At 43.0% G+C, this 15097-nt stretch carries 14 protein-coding genes and 1 pseudogene; 14 read left to right on the top strand and 1 reads right to left on the bottom strand.

Features of this window, described 5'->3' with window-relative positions:
- Position 1 precedes the first annotated feature (1 nt).
- Genes BIT28_RS16655 through BIT28_RS16630 form a run of 6 tightly spaced genes read left to right on the top strand, consistent with a single transcriptional unit; the run spans position 2 to position 5906 of the window.
- Positions 2-700: an ABC transporter ATP-binding protein gene (locus BIT28_RS16655; protein WP_075765747.1), complete on the top strand. Its 699-nt coding sequence runs from the start codon at positions 2-4 to the stop codon at positions 698-700.
- Complete coding sequence (locus BIT28_RS16650) at positions 688-1962, top strand: ABC transporter permease (protein ID WP_075765745.1); 1275 nt, start codon at positions 688-690, stop codon at positions 1960-1962. The genes BIT28_RS16655 and BIT28_RS16650 overlap by 13 nt, the downstream gene beginning before the upstream one ends.
- The gene (locus BIT28_RS16645) at positions 1955-2728 is read left to right on the top strand and encodes an outer membrane lipoprotein-sorting protein (protein ID WP_075765743.1); all 774 of its coding nucleotides are present in this window, start codon (positions 1955-1957) and stop codon (positions 2726-2728) included. Before BIT28_RS16650 ends, BIT28_RS16645 begins: the two co-directional genes overlap by 8 nt.
- 1 nt (position 2729) lies before the next feature.
- Positions 2730-4028, top strand: a complete 1299-nt coding sequence (locus tag BIT28_RS16640; RefSeq protein WP_075765741.1) for a hypothetical protein — start codon at positions 2730-2732, stop codon at positions 4026-4028.
- Positions 4028-5098, top strand: a complete 1071-nt coding sequence (locus BIT28_RS16635; RefSeq protein ID WP_075765739.1) for a sensor histidine kinase — start codon at positions 4028-4030, stop codon at positions 5096-5098. The genes BIT28_RS16640 and BIT28_RS16635 overlap by 1 nt, the downstream gene beginning before the upstream one ends.
- Positions 5091-5906, top strand: a complete 816-nt coding sequence (locus BIT28_RS16630) for a LytR/AlgR family response regulator transcription factor (RefSeq protein ID WP_075765737.1) — start codon at positions 5091-5093, stop codon at positions 5904-5906. Before BIT28_RS16635 ends, BIT28_RS16630 begins: the two co-directional genes overlap by 8 nt.
- Here BIT28_RS16630 and BIT28_RS16625 read toward each other — a convergent pair.
- Positions 5901-6794 (bottom strand): LysR family transcriptional regulator, encoded by an 894-nt coding sequence (locus BIT28_RS16625; RefSeq protein ID WP_075765735.1) that lies wholly within the window; start codon positions 6792-6794, stop codon positions 5901-5903. The two genes, BIT28_RS16630 and BIT28_RS16625, sit on opposite strands and share 6 nt — an antisense overlap.
- Positions 6795-6963: 169 nt before the next feature.
- Here BIT28_RS16625 and BIT28_RS16620 point away from each other — a divergent pair, with 169 nt between their 5' ends.
- The 8 genes and pseudogenes from BIT28_RS16620 (at position 6964) to BIT28_RS16590 (ending at position 15081) form a co-directional block, all read left to right on the top strand.
- The gene (locus BIT28_RS16620) at positions 6964-7647 is read left to right on the top strand and encodes a pirin family protein (RefSeq protein ID WP_075765733.1); all 684 of its coding nucleotides are present in this window, start codon (positions 6964-6966) and stop codon (positions 7645-7647) included.
- Between the two features lie 13 nt (positions 7648-7660).
- Complete coding sequence (locus tag BIT28_RS16615; protein ID WP_075765731.1) at positions 7661-8905, top strand: hypothetical protein; 1245 nt, start codon at positions 7661-7663, stop codon at positions 8903-8905.
- 11 nt (positions 8906-8916) lie between these two features.
- Complete coding sequence (locus BIT28_RS16610; RefSeq protein ID WP_075765729.1) at positions 8917-9744, top strand: hypothetical protein; 828 nt, start codon at positions 8917-8919, stop codon at positions 9742-9744.
- A 540-nt stretch (positions 9745-10284) separates the two neighbouring features.
- Positions 10285-11415 (top strand): GGDEF domain-containing protein, encoded by a 1131-nt coding sequence (locus BIT28_RS16605; protein WP_075765727.1) that lies wholly within the window; start codon positions 10285-10287, stop codon positions 11413-11415.
- A gap of 51 nt (positions 11416-11466) precedes the next feature.
- The gene (locus BIT28_RS16600; RefSeq protein ID WP_075765725.1) at positions 11467-12414 is read left to right on the top strand and encodes a helix-turn-helix domain-containing protein; all 948 of its coding nucleotides are present in this window, start codon (positions 11467-11469) and stop codon (positions 12412-12414) included.
- Positions 12415-12715: 301 nt separating this feature from the next.
- A pseudogene (locus BIT28_RS30395) lies at positions 12716-13330 on the top strand (methyl-accepting chemotaxis protein); the annotation flags it as partial.
- Positions 13331-13807: a CZB domain-containing protein gene (locus BIT28_RS30390; protein ID WP_425439642.1), complete on the top strand. Its 477-nt coding sequence runs from the start codon at positions 13331-13333 to the stop codon at positions 13805-13807.
- A 116-nt stretch (positions 13808-13923) separates the two neighbouring features.
- A complete protein-coding gene (locus BIT28_RS16590; RefSeq protein WP_075765721.1) occupies positions 13924-15081 on the top strand; it encodes an HD-GYP domain-containing protein in 1158 nt (385 codons plus the stop codon).
- Positions 15082-15097 lie beyond the last annotated feature (16 nt).

Here is a 15097-nt window from a genome sequence, read left to right as displayed (position 1 = left end):
CATGATCCAGTTCTCTGGAATACGTAAGCAATATTGGTTGGGCAATCAAGAGGTGTGCGCACTAAACGGTGTGTCAGGAGTGATTGATAACGGTGAGATGGTGGCGCTCTGCGGGCCTTCGGGCTCGGGAAAAAGCACCCTGCTCAATATCCTTGGTTTGCTGGATAGAGACTATCAGGGGGAAGTGTTGTTCGGGGAAACCACGTCAGCCTTGCAACCGGCACCGCAATCGTCTGCTGATGCAGCGAGATTTCGCCGGAGCCAGCTCGGGTTTGTTTTTCAGCGGTTCAACCTTGTTCCTGTAATGACAGCGCTGGAAAACGTCGCCTACCCATTGCATCTCAATGGATGTTCGAAACAAGAGCAGCAACAGAAAGCAACTGAGATGCTTGAACGAGTCGGGCTGGGGAAGTGGCTTCATCATCGCCCTGATCACTTATCGGGCGGCCAGCAACAACGTGTTGCCATTGCCCGCGCATTGGTGCATCGACCGAGTTTGGTGATAGCTGATGAACCTACCGCCAGTCTTGATAGCCAGACAGCCAATGCTGTGGTTGAAATTATGAAAGATCTCGGTCATGAGATTGGAACCACGTTTATTGTCGCGACCCATGATCCGCGGATGGCTGAGCGCTGTGATCGTCGGATTGAGCTATTAGATGGATATATCCAGCAGGAGGCAATGCGATGGGTAAGCTAACTGTCAGTATGCTGGCTGAAAAAGTGGTGCCTTATCACTTCAAGCTGGCGTGGTTGAACTTGCAGAGAAATGCTCGCCGCAGCTTGCTTTCGGTGATGATCATTGCGATCACTGTGTTTGCGATGACGGCGGCTGGTGGCTTTGGCCTGTATACCTATCAATCATTGCAGGAATCTACTGCCCGCGATGTCGGCCATATAACCTTAAGTGTGCCGGGCTATTTTGAAAAAGACGAAGAGATGCCGTTGAGCAACGGCCTGAACCATTCGCAGACACTGATCCGCGCGTTACTGAAACATGACACTGTACGTGCCGTTCAGCCCCGGATCTATTTTACCGGGCTGGTGTCTAACGGTAGGAAGTCCGCCATTTTCACCGGAACAGGGGTGAATGATCGTGAGTTTAGCCTCAAAGGCCCTTTCCTAACGATGAGGGAAGGTAAAACGCTCTCTGATGTTACTTCGAGTCGCTATGATCCGGCTGAGCCCGAAGTTATGTTGGGTGCCGATTTGGCCAATAATATGAATGTCGGCGTCGGAGACTGGATAACCCTGTTGGCGACTACCAGTGAAGGGGCGTTAAATGCTTATGACTTCAAGGTGCGTGGCCTTTATTCGACGGGCGTTCCTGAGCTAGACAAACGCCAGCTCTATATTCACATCCAGTCAGCACAAGAGCTGCTGCTGTCCGATAAAGTCAGTACCTTGTCTGTCTTTCTGAATGATACCGCTCAAACCGATGCGATGATGCCGCTTATCGACAGTCAACTCAACTTAATGGTCGAAGGGCAGGGCATTGAACTGACGCCATGGCAAGACCGGGCATTTTTCTACAACAACGTAAAAAATCTCTATGACCTTATCTTCGGCATGATGGGATTGGTAATGGGGCTAGTCGTATTTGTCTCCCTGTTTAATACCATGACGATGTCGGTAACAGAACGCACTCGCGAGATCGGTACATTGTCGGCGCTGGGCAGTTTTCGCGGTGAAATTATCAGAGGATTTTTACGCGAGTCCGGATTGCTAGCCGTTATTGGTGCCCTGATGAGCGCAGCTCTGAGCCTGTTTTTGATGCTGGTTGAAGTCAATATGCCACCGCCTCCCGGTTACAGCGAGGGCTATCCGCTACAGGTTTATTTATCACTGGAATTGGTGCTATACGCCACGAGCGGTGTACTTGTCATTTGCCTGGTTGCAGCATTTTTCTCAGCCGGTAAAGGGGTCAACAAACCAATTACAGAGGCTTTGTCATATGTGTAATGTGTCTAATTTCAAGCAAGCGGTTGGCTTTTTGATCAGCATTTTGGCTTTTAATGTCAGTGCTCAGCCTGAAAAAAGCGTTGAGGAAATCTTGCTGCGGGCTGATCAGTATCGGTTGGATAGTGCGGCAGCTAAAGTGGTGTCTGAGGTACAGCTGTATGAAAACGATGAACTGGAGACAACGCGTCATTATACCGTGTACACCCGTCCTGAACGTGAATCGCTGGTGGTGTTTAAGTCGAAAGTTGAAGCAGGACAAAAAATGCTGATGTTGGGAGATAACTATTGGTTGTTGATGCCAAAAAGCCGCCGTCCTATCAGGATCACTCCCATGCAGAAACTGCTGGGCGAAGCATCAGTCGGTGATATCTCGACTTTAACTTGGAGTGCCGACTATCAGGGTAAATGGGTCCAGTCTTTAGAGCTGAAACTCCCGATGTCCGAGAGTGTAATGGTCAACCAACTGGAGCTGACAGCCAAAACCTCGGGCGCCAGTTATCAGCGTATTGAACTGTGGCTCGAAAAGGGGAGTGATTTTCCCATCCGGGCAACCATGTATCTTCGGTCAGGTAAGTTGGCAAAAGAGGCCTGGTTTACCAAAGGGGAGCGAAACGCCCGTACTAGTGTTGTAGCCATGACTCTGCACGATCGTATTCAGCCAAGTAAAAAGACAGTCATCAACTATCAGGAGATCTCTCCTGTGGCCTTGGAGGCTAAGTATTACAATCCGGCTTATTTGTCTCGAAATACTGTGTCGGGGCTATAACATGAACTGCTCTTCTGCTTTGTACTGTTGGCTTAGGTTGGTGTCGCTGATCGTTTGCCTGTTTGTTTCACGACAGGCATTCGCCAATACATTGGATGCGAGCTGGGACTGGATGGTCAGTGTCGAGCATCATGAGACAAGAAACAGCGTATACCTTCCTGATGAACAGGATGAGCAATGGCAATCGGTGAACGCCTTGCTGGATGTCGAACTAGGTTACGAACAGTGGCTTGGAGTGTTAGCGCTAAAAGGTAATGATCTTTATTCTTCCCAGTCCGGTGTTGATCGCGATAGCGAGCTTATCGTCAGGGAGTTGTTCTGGCAGGGAGCAATATCGCTGGCAGGTACTGACGTAGATATTACCCTCGGTAAGGTGCGGGTGGATTGGGGCGTGGGCTATGGATATCGGCCGCTGGATATTATCAAGCCATATCGTAGAAACCCAGTTGGTATCCAGGTTGAGGAAGGGGCAGGAGTCGCTGCTGCCTCTTATTTTGACGCTAATGGTGAGTGGACGCTAATTTATGCTGATTCTTCCTGGACCACGCAACAAGGCAGCGAGCTGGATCAACTTAATGAACAGCAAGGAGTCGGTATCAGACGTTACGGACTTGCTGGCGATAGCGAATGGCAGGGAATTGTTTATTACGATGATATCAGGCGTGGTCTGGTTGGTGGTAGCTGGGTGACTGTTCTGGATGATGCTTGGGAGTTCCACACTTCCGCGGCGTATCAGAAAGAATATTTTAGCTTCCGGGTGCCAGATTCGTTGCGTGAGCCTGTTATTTCTGACAAAAAGGATAACGGGCTACAAGCGTTGGCCGGGCTGACATGGACGAGTGAAAGCGGGCAGAGCGTGATTTTGGAGTATTGGTATGACAGCCGAAGCTGGGACTACGGGCAATGGCAGCAAGCTTATCGGAACGCTGAACAAATTGATGCCAGTGGGCTACCTGCAGGATTGAGGCATGCATATGCCCAACCCCTACAGCATGTCAATCTGGTTAGCCATAACGTGATGTTTCATTGGACACTGGATCCGGTAGCCTGGCAGCACTGGGACTGGTCTCGCAATGTATCCTGGCTGCAAAATGTTAAACCGACATTTGATGTGTTGATTTCTCCGCAAGACAAAGGGGCAATAATGACTCAGTGGTTAGGGTATTCCGTTCTTGATACCGGCGATGTGCAATTCGACGTTGAGATTGCGGCCCGTTTTTTGACTGGAGACAAACAATCCGTCTACCGAAATTTATCTGATAAGCGTATGATTTTGCTAAATCTTAAAGGACGATTCTGATGAGTCAGAGTGAGTACACAGGTAATCCGTTTCCCTGGTTGAAATCGGTGGCAATCACCAGTGCGTTTTGTTTGGGAATTGCTATTGTCACCTATATTGTGTGGCCGGATAATTTTTATGAAGATCTCGCTGTCAGCTTTGGTTACGGCGCGAGTGCCATCGCGACGGCAAGGTTTACCACCTACTTTTTTCCGAGTTTGAGTTACCGCCAGGTGAATGTCTTAACGGTGCTGTCTGCCATGGTGCTGGGTACAGCCAACGCCTTTTATTGGCTGAGTGGCCCAGACACCTACCAGTCATTAGCCGAAATGAAACCTGTCATCATGCTGGCGTTATTGTTCACGCTTATCTGTTTTTATTACTTTTACTCCTACGAGCAAAAGCTATTGGCCCAGCATGAGATGGAGCAAGTTCGGAGAAAACAGTCAGAGCAGGAAAAAGCCTTGGTGCTAAGTCAGTTGCGTCAGCTACAGAGCCAGATAGAACCGCACTTTTTGTTTAATACATTGGCCAATGCGATTGCACTGATCGATCAGGATACCGCCAAAGCCAAGTTGATGCTGGTTCGACTGACCGACCTGTTACATACCAATCTGCACAGAACCCGCGCAGATGTCACGACGCTGGAAGAGGAAATCGGTCTTATTTCGGCATACCTTGATATTCAGCAGATCCGATTGGGTGACAGGTTGAGCTATCAAATTATCAGCAATGATGTGAGTTTGACGCTGCCGATTCCGCCGTTTCTGATCCAGCCGCTTGTTGAAAATGCCGTCTATTACGGTATCGAGCCAAAGGGAGAAGGGGGCGCTATTGAGCTGCATATAGAAGAAGACAAACATGAGCTTGTGGTGCAGGTTAAGGATAATGGGAAAGGTATTCAGCCGACGATGTCTTCCGGCGGAAATGGAGTCAGTCTGGAAAATATCCGTGGCAGGTTAGTGTCTTTGTTTGATAATAAGGCCAGCCTGACAATAAAAGAACCTTTAGAGGGCGGGGTGACGGCGACGATCTGCTTACCCAAGGCACAGTTGATGACATTGCAGGAACAAGGAGAAGTGCATGGGTAAGTTTGCCAAGGCCGTAATTGCAGATGACGAGCCGATCTTACGCCATCATTTGAGCCGGGCATTGGCAGAAGTATGGCCGGAGCTTGAAATTGTGGCTGCAGCGGGCAATGGTGTTGAAGCACTTGCAGCGATAAGTACTCACCAGCCTGATGTTGTTTTCCTTGATATAAGAATGCCGGAGCTAGACGGAATGGGGGTTGCCAAGGCACTGTCTAAACTGGATAAGACGCCGCATATTGTCTTTACTACCGCCTATCGAGAGTATGCGATAAATGCATTTGAGCAGAATGCACTCGACTACTTGTTAAAGCCGCTTTCGGAGCAGCGTCTGGAACAGGCATGTGACAAGGTGAAGTCCCGTATTGCAGAAAGTGCTGATAGAAATACCGCACAAGGGCATTATAGTCATGAACAGCTCGGTAGCTTGATTGAGCAAATAAATCAGATGTCTCAGCCTAAGCCGGTTGAATATCTGAACTGGGTGAAAGCTAGCAAAGGAGACGATATTTATATTATTTCGGTCTCAGATATCTTGTATTTTAAAGCCGAAGACAAGTATATCTCGGTGTATAAGAAAAATGAGGCAGTGCCAAATGGCGCGGATGAATATGTTATTCGCAGTGCGCTCAAAGAACTGGTGAATCAGCTCAACCATGAACATTTCTGGCAGATCCACCGCTCGACAGTAGTCAATGTTTCAGCAATCGATAAAGTACATAAAGACTTTACCGGCAGACTCTCAGTGCTGATCGGTAAAAATAAGTTACCCGTTAGCCGTAGTGCTCAGAGTCTATTTAAGGGGTTATAAAATAGGGTTCTGATTGAGTTTTTGTTGAATGAAATCCATAAAACTTTTTGTTTTTAAAGGAACATTACGGTTGAGGGGATAAACGGCATTGATAGGATAACTCTTATAGTAATCCTGCAGAATGTGCACAAGCTGACCGGACTGAACATAAGGGGAAACCAGCCAGCTAGGCATAAATGAGACCCCGGCATCGGCTAGCAGCATTTCCATCAACCCGCATCCACTATCACCCTGAAAATTTCCTGCGACCTGGACCGTTGTATCGGAGTGTTGATCAGAAAAAGTCCAGGTGTTACCGCTTGCCCCCAAACTGTAGACAAGGCAGTTGTGTGCACTCAGCTCACTGGGGTGTTGAGGGACAGAATGTTTTGCCAGATAGGTGGGTGAGGCGACAATAATCAGGTCGTCATCACCTAAGTGTTTGGCTATCATCGAAGAATCCTTTAAGTCTCCCAGCCGAATGGCTACGTCTATGCCTTCTTCAACCAAGTTCACCATCTTTTCACTGAATTTAAGATCAAGTTGAACCTCAGGAAAAGCCGATAAAAACTCGGGAATAACAGGTGCAATGTACAAAGTACCAAACATTACCGGAACAGATACGCGCAGTTTACCCCGAGGCGTAGCTATTAAAGAACGCGCTTCGCTTTCGGCCTCTTCAAGGTCTCGTAAAATACCAATCACCCGTTCATAGTAATTTTGCCCAGCTTCCGTAAGACTGTGAAGGCGGCCCCCCCTTACAAGCAACTGCGTACCAAGGTTTGATTCCAGAATAGCGACTCGCTTGCTAATTGTTGACTGGGTGGTGTTTTCCTCCCGGGCAACAGCCGAAAAGCTCCCCGTCTCAACAACTCTTACAAATGAACGCATTGCAGTGAGTGTATCCATTATCTCTACTATTCCCACTAAGAATACCCAGTATTCAAATTAACATAGATTTAATACTGACAGGAATGGTTTATCGTCTTTAACAAAGGAGCAACCCCATGGGTATTGACTAAACTCAACTAGATTTACGGATGCTTACCGTGCGCAAGAGCCGTAAGGAGAACACAAAATGAATACACAACCACTACGCATAATCCATCGTAATGATCTCCCGGTGGGTGGTTTTGCGGGCATCGTCGAAACCCATATGGTGAAGAGCCCGTTGATTTGGAAAGATGCAAAGAACCGTAAAGACATCAGCCATGGTTTGGGGGATTTCATTTACCTTGCGAGCGGCTATTTTAAGCCAAATGAAGGGGCGCCTCTGCATCCACATAATGATGTTGATATCGTGAGCGTTATTTTGAACGGTGCTGTCGGGCATAAAGGTAGCCTGGGGGACGGGACCGTTATCGAAGGTCCAGGTGTTCAGGTTCAGCGTGCAGGTACAGGTATGCAACATGCCGAGTTCAGTATGAATAATACCAAAGCTGAAATACTGCAGATCTGGTTTTTGCCGCCAGAAACCGGGTTGGAGCCAGCCTACCAGAATTTTGCCTTAAAACAGGGAGAGCTTGCGACTGTATTAGGTGGCAATGGTGGCGAGAGCTTCCGTAGCAATATGGTCTGTCAGGTTGGTTACATTGCAAAGGGGCAGACAGTTGACTGTGAACAGCCATTTATCGCCATGATCACTGAGGGAACGGCTAAGGCTAATGGTGTATCAGTTCAAGCCGGTGATCTTATTGAAGGTGATTCACTGGAACTTAAGTCAGATGACGATTTTGGTTTGGTTCTGATAAAGAGTAAGTAAAGAAGAGGTGACTATGAAGAAGTTAAATGTACTTGCACTCAACGTGATAGCAGCACTCTCTTTGGGTACTGCCAGCCAGACAGCCATTGCCGGGGCTCAGCCTGTATCAGCAAGCATTCTTGAGTTTGCAGAGAACAACACATTGTTTGTGGCCGACTCTGACGGCGGGCAGATATTTGCCTATACCTTGCCAGATGTAAAATCGGCGAAAACGTCAATGAGTTATAACCTTGAGGGGGCTGGCACTCAAATCGCCAAGTTGCTGGGAGTGGATAGCCATTTACTGAACTATCATGACATTGCGATTCATCCGGTCAGTAAAGAAGCCTATATTTCTTTGTCGATTCAACAAAAGGGAAAGCGGACGCCTGTTATTATTCGTGTCAACCAGGCTGGAGTAATCACCAAAGTAGATTTGAAGTCACTGCCGAATACGGTAAAGAAATTGACCAAAACGGCAAACGACGGTGTGAAGTTCTGGCGTGATATTCCTGCATCAACATTAGGAATAACCGATCTGGATTATGTGAATGGTTCACTCTACGTATCCAGCTTGTCCACGGGTGAGTTTTCTTCTACGTTGCGAAAGATTCCATACCCTTTTGATAAATCTTCGACCACTTCACATGTTGAGATTTATCACACCGTCCATAACCAGACTGAGACAAGAGCACCGATTCGGGCGATGACAGTATTGGATTTGGATGGAGAAGAAACTGTTGTCGCTGCTTATACCTGTACTCCATTAGTGACGATACCGACAAGCAAACTTAACGATGGTGCTCACGTAAAAGGCAAAACTATTGCAGAGCTGGGCTATGGCAATACGCCGTTGGATGTCGTTCATTTTACAGCTCAGAATGAACAACAGAAGATGGAAGATTATGTGCTGGTATTACATAAAGAGCGCAGCGCTGATTTAATACGTGTAGCAGATATCGCAAATGCTAATAAGCAGCAAGGTCTCTCTACGCCTGAGATGTGGGCTAAAGCCGGTGTCGCCACGCGCCCGGTACCGCTGGCGGGTGTGCTTCAGGCTGCTGATCAGGATGAACAGTTCATCGCCACATTAAAAAGAAATCTGGTGACGGGTGACATGGACTTGGTTTCGTTCCGCAAAGGGGCATACTTCCGTCTGAATGACTTTATCAGTGAGTATAACTTCTCCAACTATAAATATATTCCTGAGCAGGAAATGTTCCGGAACTTTCAGAACCTATTGAAAACCGATGCAGGATATAGCGACCTGGCTCGTTAAAGGAGGGGAATATGAGAGTAGCTTATCTGTTTAGTCTGGCTATTGGGCTAAGTATTTGTTCATCTACGGCTATTGCTTCAACCTGCGAGCCAGCAGCAGAGAAAGCACATGTATCAGCAGTCTATCCGACGGCTGATAGGCTTCCTGAGAACCTGCTTCGGTTTTATGTGTATTTCTCTAAGCCAATGCAGCGTGAGGATATTTTATCTTCAGTCTATTTAGAAGATAAGGAGGGAAAAAGGCTGCAAGGTGTGTTTTTGGATAACAAATTTTCACTCTGGAGTATAGACAGTTCACGCCTGACATTACTGTTTGACCCGGGTCGAGTGAAAACAGGTCTGGTTGCTCATAATGCGATGGGACGGGCTCTGATACCCGGTGAAGACTATCAGTTGGTTATCAATACTACAGCGGTAGACACTGAAGGTTGTCAATTAGAACAGGAATACCGGAAGCCTTTTAAAGCCGTTGAAGCTGATTATGAAGTGCCTGATGTGGATAAGTGGATTATTCATAACCCTAATATGGGCTCAAGCGAAGCGTTGGCTATTGAGCTTAATGGCAAGATGGATCATGTTTCGCTGGCATATCGTATCAGAGTGAAAGATAAGAAGGGGCAAACTGTTGCAGGGAGTATTGAGCTTTCAGAACACGAAAAAATGTGGCTATTTTATCCGGATATAGCGTGGGACAAAAAACAGTATCAGTTATTTATTGATCCCATCTTAGAAGATGTTGCGGGTAATAGACTATCAGGGTTGTTTGATCAGCCATCGCTTGCAGCTGAAAGTGCAGCTCAGAAACAGTGGATTAGCATCCCGATAATTCTTGAAAAGTAACGCTTTTTTCAGAATTAAAGAGAAAGCCTCATGAAGGCTTTCTCTTTAATATGCATTACATGCATACAATTGTTAGGGTTTTCCTTGATGAACTATGCAATGAGAGTATTTGATAACAGGTGGAAATTTGTTATCGCCTAGCGTTAGTTTGCTATCGATAACGTTGGAAAAACAGCTTACCTGCCCGTCCTTTCAAAACTACGTGCTCATTATCGACACGTCCGCAACACACTAACATTAAAAGATAAAATAAATTGCATATTGTGAAATGTACAATATACGCAATTTGTCGTCTGTTCTGTTTATAAACCTAACTTTAGCAGTTATATTTATCAATAAACTGAAAAGGCATATTAATAATCTTACATAAAATTTATCATACATATATAAGAGAGGTCTTTAAGGTAATACCGATTTTCCAATTAAATATGTATGATGAATAATCTGTCTGATATAGACAGATAAGTGAGATAGAGAAATTTTTATGGGGTAAAAATGATAATTTAGTAAAAGTACAAATAGCGAGAGGAGATTTTTAATATGAAAGTCAGTAAGCTTTTTCTCTGGGAAAATGGTAATGACGGATTATTTTATGAGAAAAAAGCAAAGCATGCTGTTGCATATAAGCTTCCGATGGACATTATCAGGCTTATCTTCGCTATCGCTGTATATGTGAACTTCCTCTTTGCAAGAAACGTAAGTAGCTACCGCAGTTCTGAAAAATTTGGTGTAAATCAGCATGTGAAAAAAATAACAAAAAAATTAGCAAGTTCATTTTTATCTATGTTTAAAAATGATGACACTACATTTCGATCCTTATTATTTAATACTGATGATGCCATATATATAATCAACCCAGTTTCAATGAAAATTATTGGGTGCAACCGGAATGCATTTAGCCGATTGCAATATACCTATAATGAAATGTTGAGGATGAGGTTTTCTCAGATTGACTGTACAAATGGAGTAATAGGGCGATGGAATGAAATTGCCGAGTTGGTTGAGAGAAGAAAAAGTATCACAATAGAATCGACACATTTGAAAAAAGATAAATCTTCGATTCCTGTTGAAATTAATATCTCTATTGGTCATTACAATGGTTCTGATTGTTTTGTCGCCATTGTGAGAGATTTAAGAGTGCGTGAGTTAGATAAAGAAAAACTGTGGATAGAAGCGAACATTGATCCTCTGACCAAGTTACCGAATAGACGAATATTCAAAGATAAATTGACTAAAATATTAGATGACAATGTAAGTATTGACGGGGTTGTTGTTATATTCTATATCGATATTGACCACTTTAAAAAGCTTAATGATACTTTAGGACATTCAGTTGGTGATGAAGTTCTTGTGACTGTCGCACATCGACTAAAAAACTGCATAAGAGATGATGATTGTATAGCAAGATTTGGTGGTGATGAATTTGTTATGGTATTTACAGGACTAAAAAGCTCAGTAATAAGCTCAATGACAAATAAGATAAGAAATGTATTTTCTGAAAGAGTAAAAACAAGAGAGTTCTTGCTTAATGTTAACGCAAGTATAGGCGTTGGTGTTTTTGATATGAATAACTTGGATCTGGATATGGGTATAAAGTTAGTAGACAAAGCTATGTACCAAGCAAAAAAAACTAATGGGACATCTATTTACTATCATTTGGAAGAGAAGTGATTAATACAATTACCAATTACTTTTATAAGACAATAGAAGAACTTGGAGTATATGGTAAAAATACGGCATTTAACTTATGACTCAATAGAACAATATAGCCTTTCATGTGATCCATTAAATCAGGTTGTATGCCAGCTATCTAGAGGAGAGTTTAAAGCATCAAGGTATGTATTGAGCTTTCCGAAATTAGAAGCATCAAAGGAAATAACCAATAATAAAGTGCTTTACCATGGCGTATGTACTAGTGATTATCTATATATAGCTTTCTTTAATAGAGATGATGCTATCACTGTAAATGGAGTAAAGCTAGGCTATGATGATGTTTTTATTGTGGCACCGAACGAGGAAATTGTTTCTGTTTTACCTCCCGGTGTCGAAGTCTTTGTCCTATTGATCAAGAAAAGATACTTGGTAGATGTGCTAGGGGAAGAAGAAGTTAGCCATATAATTAAGTTATCGAGTGAAATTAGAAATAGAAAAGTAATATTGCCAAAAATCCAGCTGATTTCAAAAAGAGTTATTAACATCATTGAATATTCATTGAGGTATAATATTTTTATTTCACCTGAAATGAGCCTTCTAGTTCAGGATTATATATTTAAAAATGTCAAGTTATTGCTTAATAAGTCTGATATTTATACAGAGTCGAGTTTGGTTTATGATAAGCGGTTTGTCATCATTCTGCGTGCCTTTGCTTATATCAACCTAAATATCAAATCAAAACTTGAAGTAGGTGATCTCGCAAGAAACTGTTTTTGTAGTACGAGAACGCTAGAATATGCTTTTAAGAAGGTTCTGTCTATTTCGCCAAAGCAATATTTATTGATGGCGAGGTTGAATTTTGCTCGGTTTGAGTTTGAAAGGAAGTTTGGTAGTTCGTCTGTCGGACAGACTCTGAATAAATTGAATATCGAAAACCCAGGGCGGTTTAGTGGTGAGTATTTCGAGCTGTTCCATGAATATCCTAAAGATACATTAAAGAGAAATAAGACTGAGTAATTGTATGATATTTTATTTTGTAAATACTAATTATGGAAATAATGACAACAAGATATTAGAATTCGATAATAATGTACAAAAAACGAAAGAATGTCGGCATATCTATAATATAAGTATATATTATAGATATGTTTTGCTATTGTTATCAATAGCTTTAGTAGAACAATGATTCAAATTATTGAATGATAATAACTAGCTTGCTGTTATATTGTGCAGGCAGTTTATTGCTATCTTTAATATTAATAATTTGTTTTGTTTTGGCTGCTAAAACTGTAACGAATTATTATAAGGATGACTATTCATGTTTTCAGTTCTGTTTGACAGTGATGTTAGGAATTATGAGTTTCAGATAGAGACTCTAAAAAGTGAACTCGATCGATGCAATAACCAGCGTGATGAACTTAAGCATAAGATTGATGCCTTAAAAAGTGATGTCACCAATGAAATAAAAAAAAGATATTACTATGAGGGGTTATTCTCTAGGGTGTTAGATACCGCGCATCCGCTTGAGGTTATAAGGAAGAATATATCAGAGTCTGTGGAGAACACGAAATTTTTCTTAGATTCATACGAGAAAGAAACCCGGGATGGTATTGAATTATTAAGAAGCTTCCAGGCTACGTTACTTGCAACAAAAGATCGTGTTAACGGAGTGGGAGATCAGGTTGATCTGCTTACGTTAAATGCCGATGAAATCACAAAATATATTGTTTCGATAGACAGTATTTCAGAGCAGACAAATTTGCTTGCGCTAAATGCTGCTATTGAATCAGCTCGTGCGGGGGACTACGGACGTGGCTTTGCCGTGGTGGCGGATGAAGTGAGGGTACTCGCGCAGACAGCTCGCAATTCAGCACAGCATATCAAAGATGTTGGTGTAAATACATCATCTTGTCAACAAGGTGTAAACGATGTGATGAATGATTTTTCCCTGTTAGGGGAAAAGCTTAATACACTTGTAGACATGGTTTCCCAATTTGTCGGTAACGCAAACACACTCCATAAGGTGGTGAGAGACAGTTACATTCAGCTCTTCATTCATTTGGTTAAGTTAGATCATGTCTCATGGAAAATAGACATTTACAAGCGTATTCGCGAGACACGTTTAGATGCTAACCAATTGGTTGACCATTGCCACTGCAGACTTGGTCAGTGGTATTATAAAGGTAACGGTAAAGCATTCTTCTCTCACCTATCAAGCTATAAGTTATTGGAAAAGCCTCATATTGATACCCATTATTTTGGTGCTAAAGCGATAGAGGCGTTCAAGAATGAGAAAATCGATGATGCTTTTACTTTATTGGCCAAAATGGAAGAGGCGGGAAGTTTGGTTATTGATTATTTAGAAAAAATGAGTAAAGAAGCGAATAAAAACAAAATAGAGTTCACTTAATGAAATGTTGAGTGGAAAGCAACTCAACTATAAATTCTTGTTTTTTAATGAAAGTAACATCAATCCATACTTTGTTATGTATTAATTATATAAGACCACTCAGGGATGGGGGAATAATGATACAAGCAGTTAAAGTCGAAGATATTTGCCAAGGTCTTTTTGTCGTAGAACTAGAAAATGCCAAGGGACGCCTTCGGGTTAATCATCCGGGAAGAATCCATACAGAGAAACAAATATCTCAAATTAGAGCAAATGGTATAAAAGTCGTTTGGGTCGATTTTAACCAATCGGATCTCAAAAACTATATTCCTAGCATAAATCAGTTCAACACAAAGCTATTAAAAACCACATCTTTTGAAGTCGAGCTGAAACGGGCGGAGTCCATTGTGACACAGTCAAAGGATCTGTTGAGCAAAACGATAGATAATTTATATCAAGGGAAGAATATTGATGTTCGCCCTGTTGCGGAGCTATCAGACAATATTGTTTGTTCTATTCTAAGTAATCCGGATGCGATCCAATGTGTATCGGCAATACGCAATAAAGATACCTATTTACTCGAACACTCATTAAATGTCGCATTTTTGCTAGTAAATTTTGGCCGATATTTAGGGTTTAATAAACATATCCTAAAACAGCTAGCTATTGGCGGTTTATTGCATGATGTAGGTAAAACCCAAATTGATGATGATATTCTGCATAAACCGGGTCGGCTGACGGATGAGGAGTTTGAACATATAAAGCAGCATCAAACATTGTCAGAGCCCATCATCGCCAGTATACCCGGGTTGTCAGAGATGAGTCGTCAGGTTAGCCTGCTTCATCATGAAAAGCTTAATGGTAGCGGTTATCCCAAAGGTTTGACTGGCGATGAGATCTCTTTAGTCGGGAGAATGAGTGCAATTGTCGATATCTATGATGCATTAACCGCAGTCCGTTGTTACAAAGAGCCTCTTAGCCCCGCTGCAGCGTTTAAAATCCTCCGTTCGATGACGCCGCATCAATTAGATGGTGACTTGTTAGACAAGTTTATCTGGAATATTGGTGTCTACCCGGTTGGCTCTCTTGTCGAACTTTCAGACGGGCGAGCCGGTATTGTCTGGGAGTCCAATGAGTCATCGCTACTTCAACCCATTATTAAGTGCTTTTATTCGATGAGGTATAAACGCTATATCGAGGTTGATGTCGTCAATCTGGCTAAACATAAAGAGCTAGTTATTGAGCGTGGATTAAGTCTAAATGCTGAGAATATTGATCCAACACCTTATCGTTAAATCATGATTTGGTTTA

The sequence above is a fragment of the Photobacterium proteolyticum genome (assembly GCF_001939735.1).
GTDB classification, from domain to species: Bacteria; Pseudomonadota; Gammaproteobacteria; order Enterobacterales; family Vibrionaceae; genus Photobacterium; species Photobacterium proteolyticum.
The sequence above is the reverse complement of the archived record's forward strand: the minus strand, read 5'-3'. Positions and strand labels throughout refer to the sequence as shown.

What these genes read in the sequence shown, in the direction of transcription:
- BIT28_RS16655 (WP_075765747.1), top strand. Translation starts at nt 2, where the DNA reads ATGATCCAGTTCTCTGGAATACGTAAGCAATATTGGTTGGGCAATCAA.
- BIT28_RS16650 (WP_075765745.1), top strand. Translation starts at nt 688, where the DNA reads ATGGGTAAGCTAACTGTCAGTATGCTGGCTGAAAAAGTGGTGCCTTAT.
- BIT28_RS16645 (WP_075765743.1), top strand. Translation starts at nt 1,955, where the DNA reads ATGTGTAATGTGTCTAATTTCAAGCAAGCGGTTGGCTTTTTGATCAGC.
- BIT28_RS16640 (WP_075765741.1), top strand. Translation starts at nt 2,730, where the DNA reads ATGAACTGCTCTTCTGCTTTGTACTGTTGGCTTAGGTTGGTGTCGCTG.
- BIT28_RS16635 (WP_075765739.1), top strand. Translation starts at nt 4,028, where the DNA reads ATGAGTCAGAGTGAGTACACAGGTAATCCGTTTCCCTGGTTGAAATCG.
- BIT28_RS16630 (WP_075765737.1), top strand. Translation starts at nt 5,091, where the DNA reads ATGGGTAAGTTTGCCAAGGCCGTAATTGCAGATGACGAGCCGATCTTA.
- BIT28_RS16625 (WP_075765735.1), bottom strand. Translation starts at nt 6,794, where the DNA reads ATGGATACACTCACTGCAATGCGTTCATTTGTAAGAGTTGTTGAGACG.
- BIT28_RS16620 (WP_075765733.1), top strand. Translation starts at nt 6,964, where the DNA reads ATGAATACACAACCACTACGCATAATCCATCGTAATGATCTCCCGGTG.
- BIT28_RS16615 (WP_075765731.1), top strand. Translation starts at nt 7,661, where the DNA reads ATGAAGAAGTTAAATGTACTTGCACTCAACGTGATAGCAGCACTCTCT.
- BIT28_RS16610 (WP_075765729.1), top strand. Translation starts at nt 8,917, where the DNA reads ATGAGAGTAGCTTATCTGTTTAGTCTGGCTATTGGGCTAAGTATTTGT.
- BIT28_RS16605 (WP_075765727.1), top strand. Translation starts at nt 10,285, where the DNA reads ATGAAAGTCAGTAAGCTTTTTCTCTGGGAAAATGGTAATGACGGATTA.
- BIT28_RS16600 (WP_075765725.1), top strand. Translation starts at nt 11,467, where the DNA reads ATGGTAAAAATACGGCATTTAACTTATGACTCAATAGAACAATATAGC.
- BIT28_RS30390 (WP_425439642.1), top strand. Translation starts at nt 13,331, where the DNA reads ATGAATGATTTTTCCCTGTTAGGGGAAAAGCTTAATACACTTGTAGAC.
- BIT28_RS16590 (WP_075765721.1), top strand. Translation starts at nt 13,924, where the DNA reads ATGATACAAGCAGTTAAAGTCGAAGATATTTGCCAAGGTCTTTTTGTC.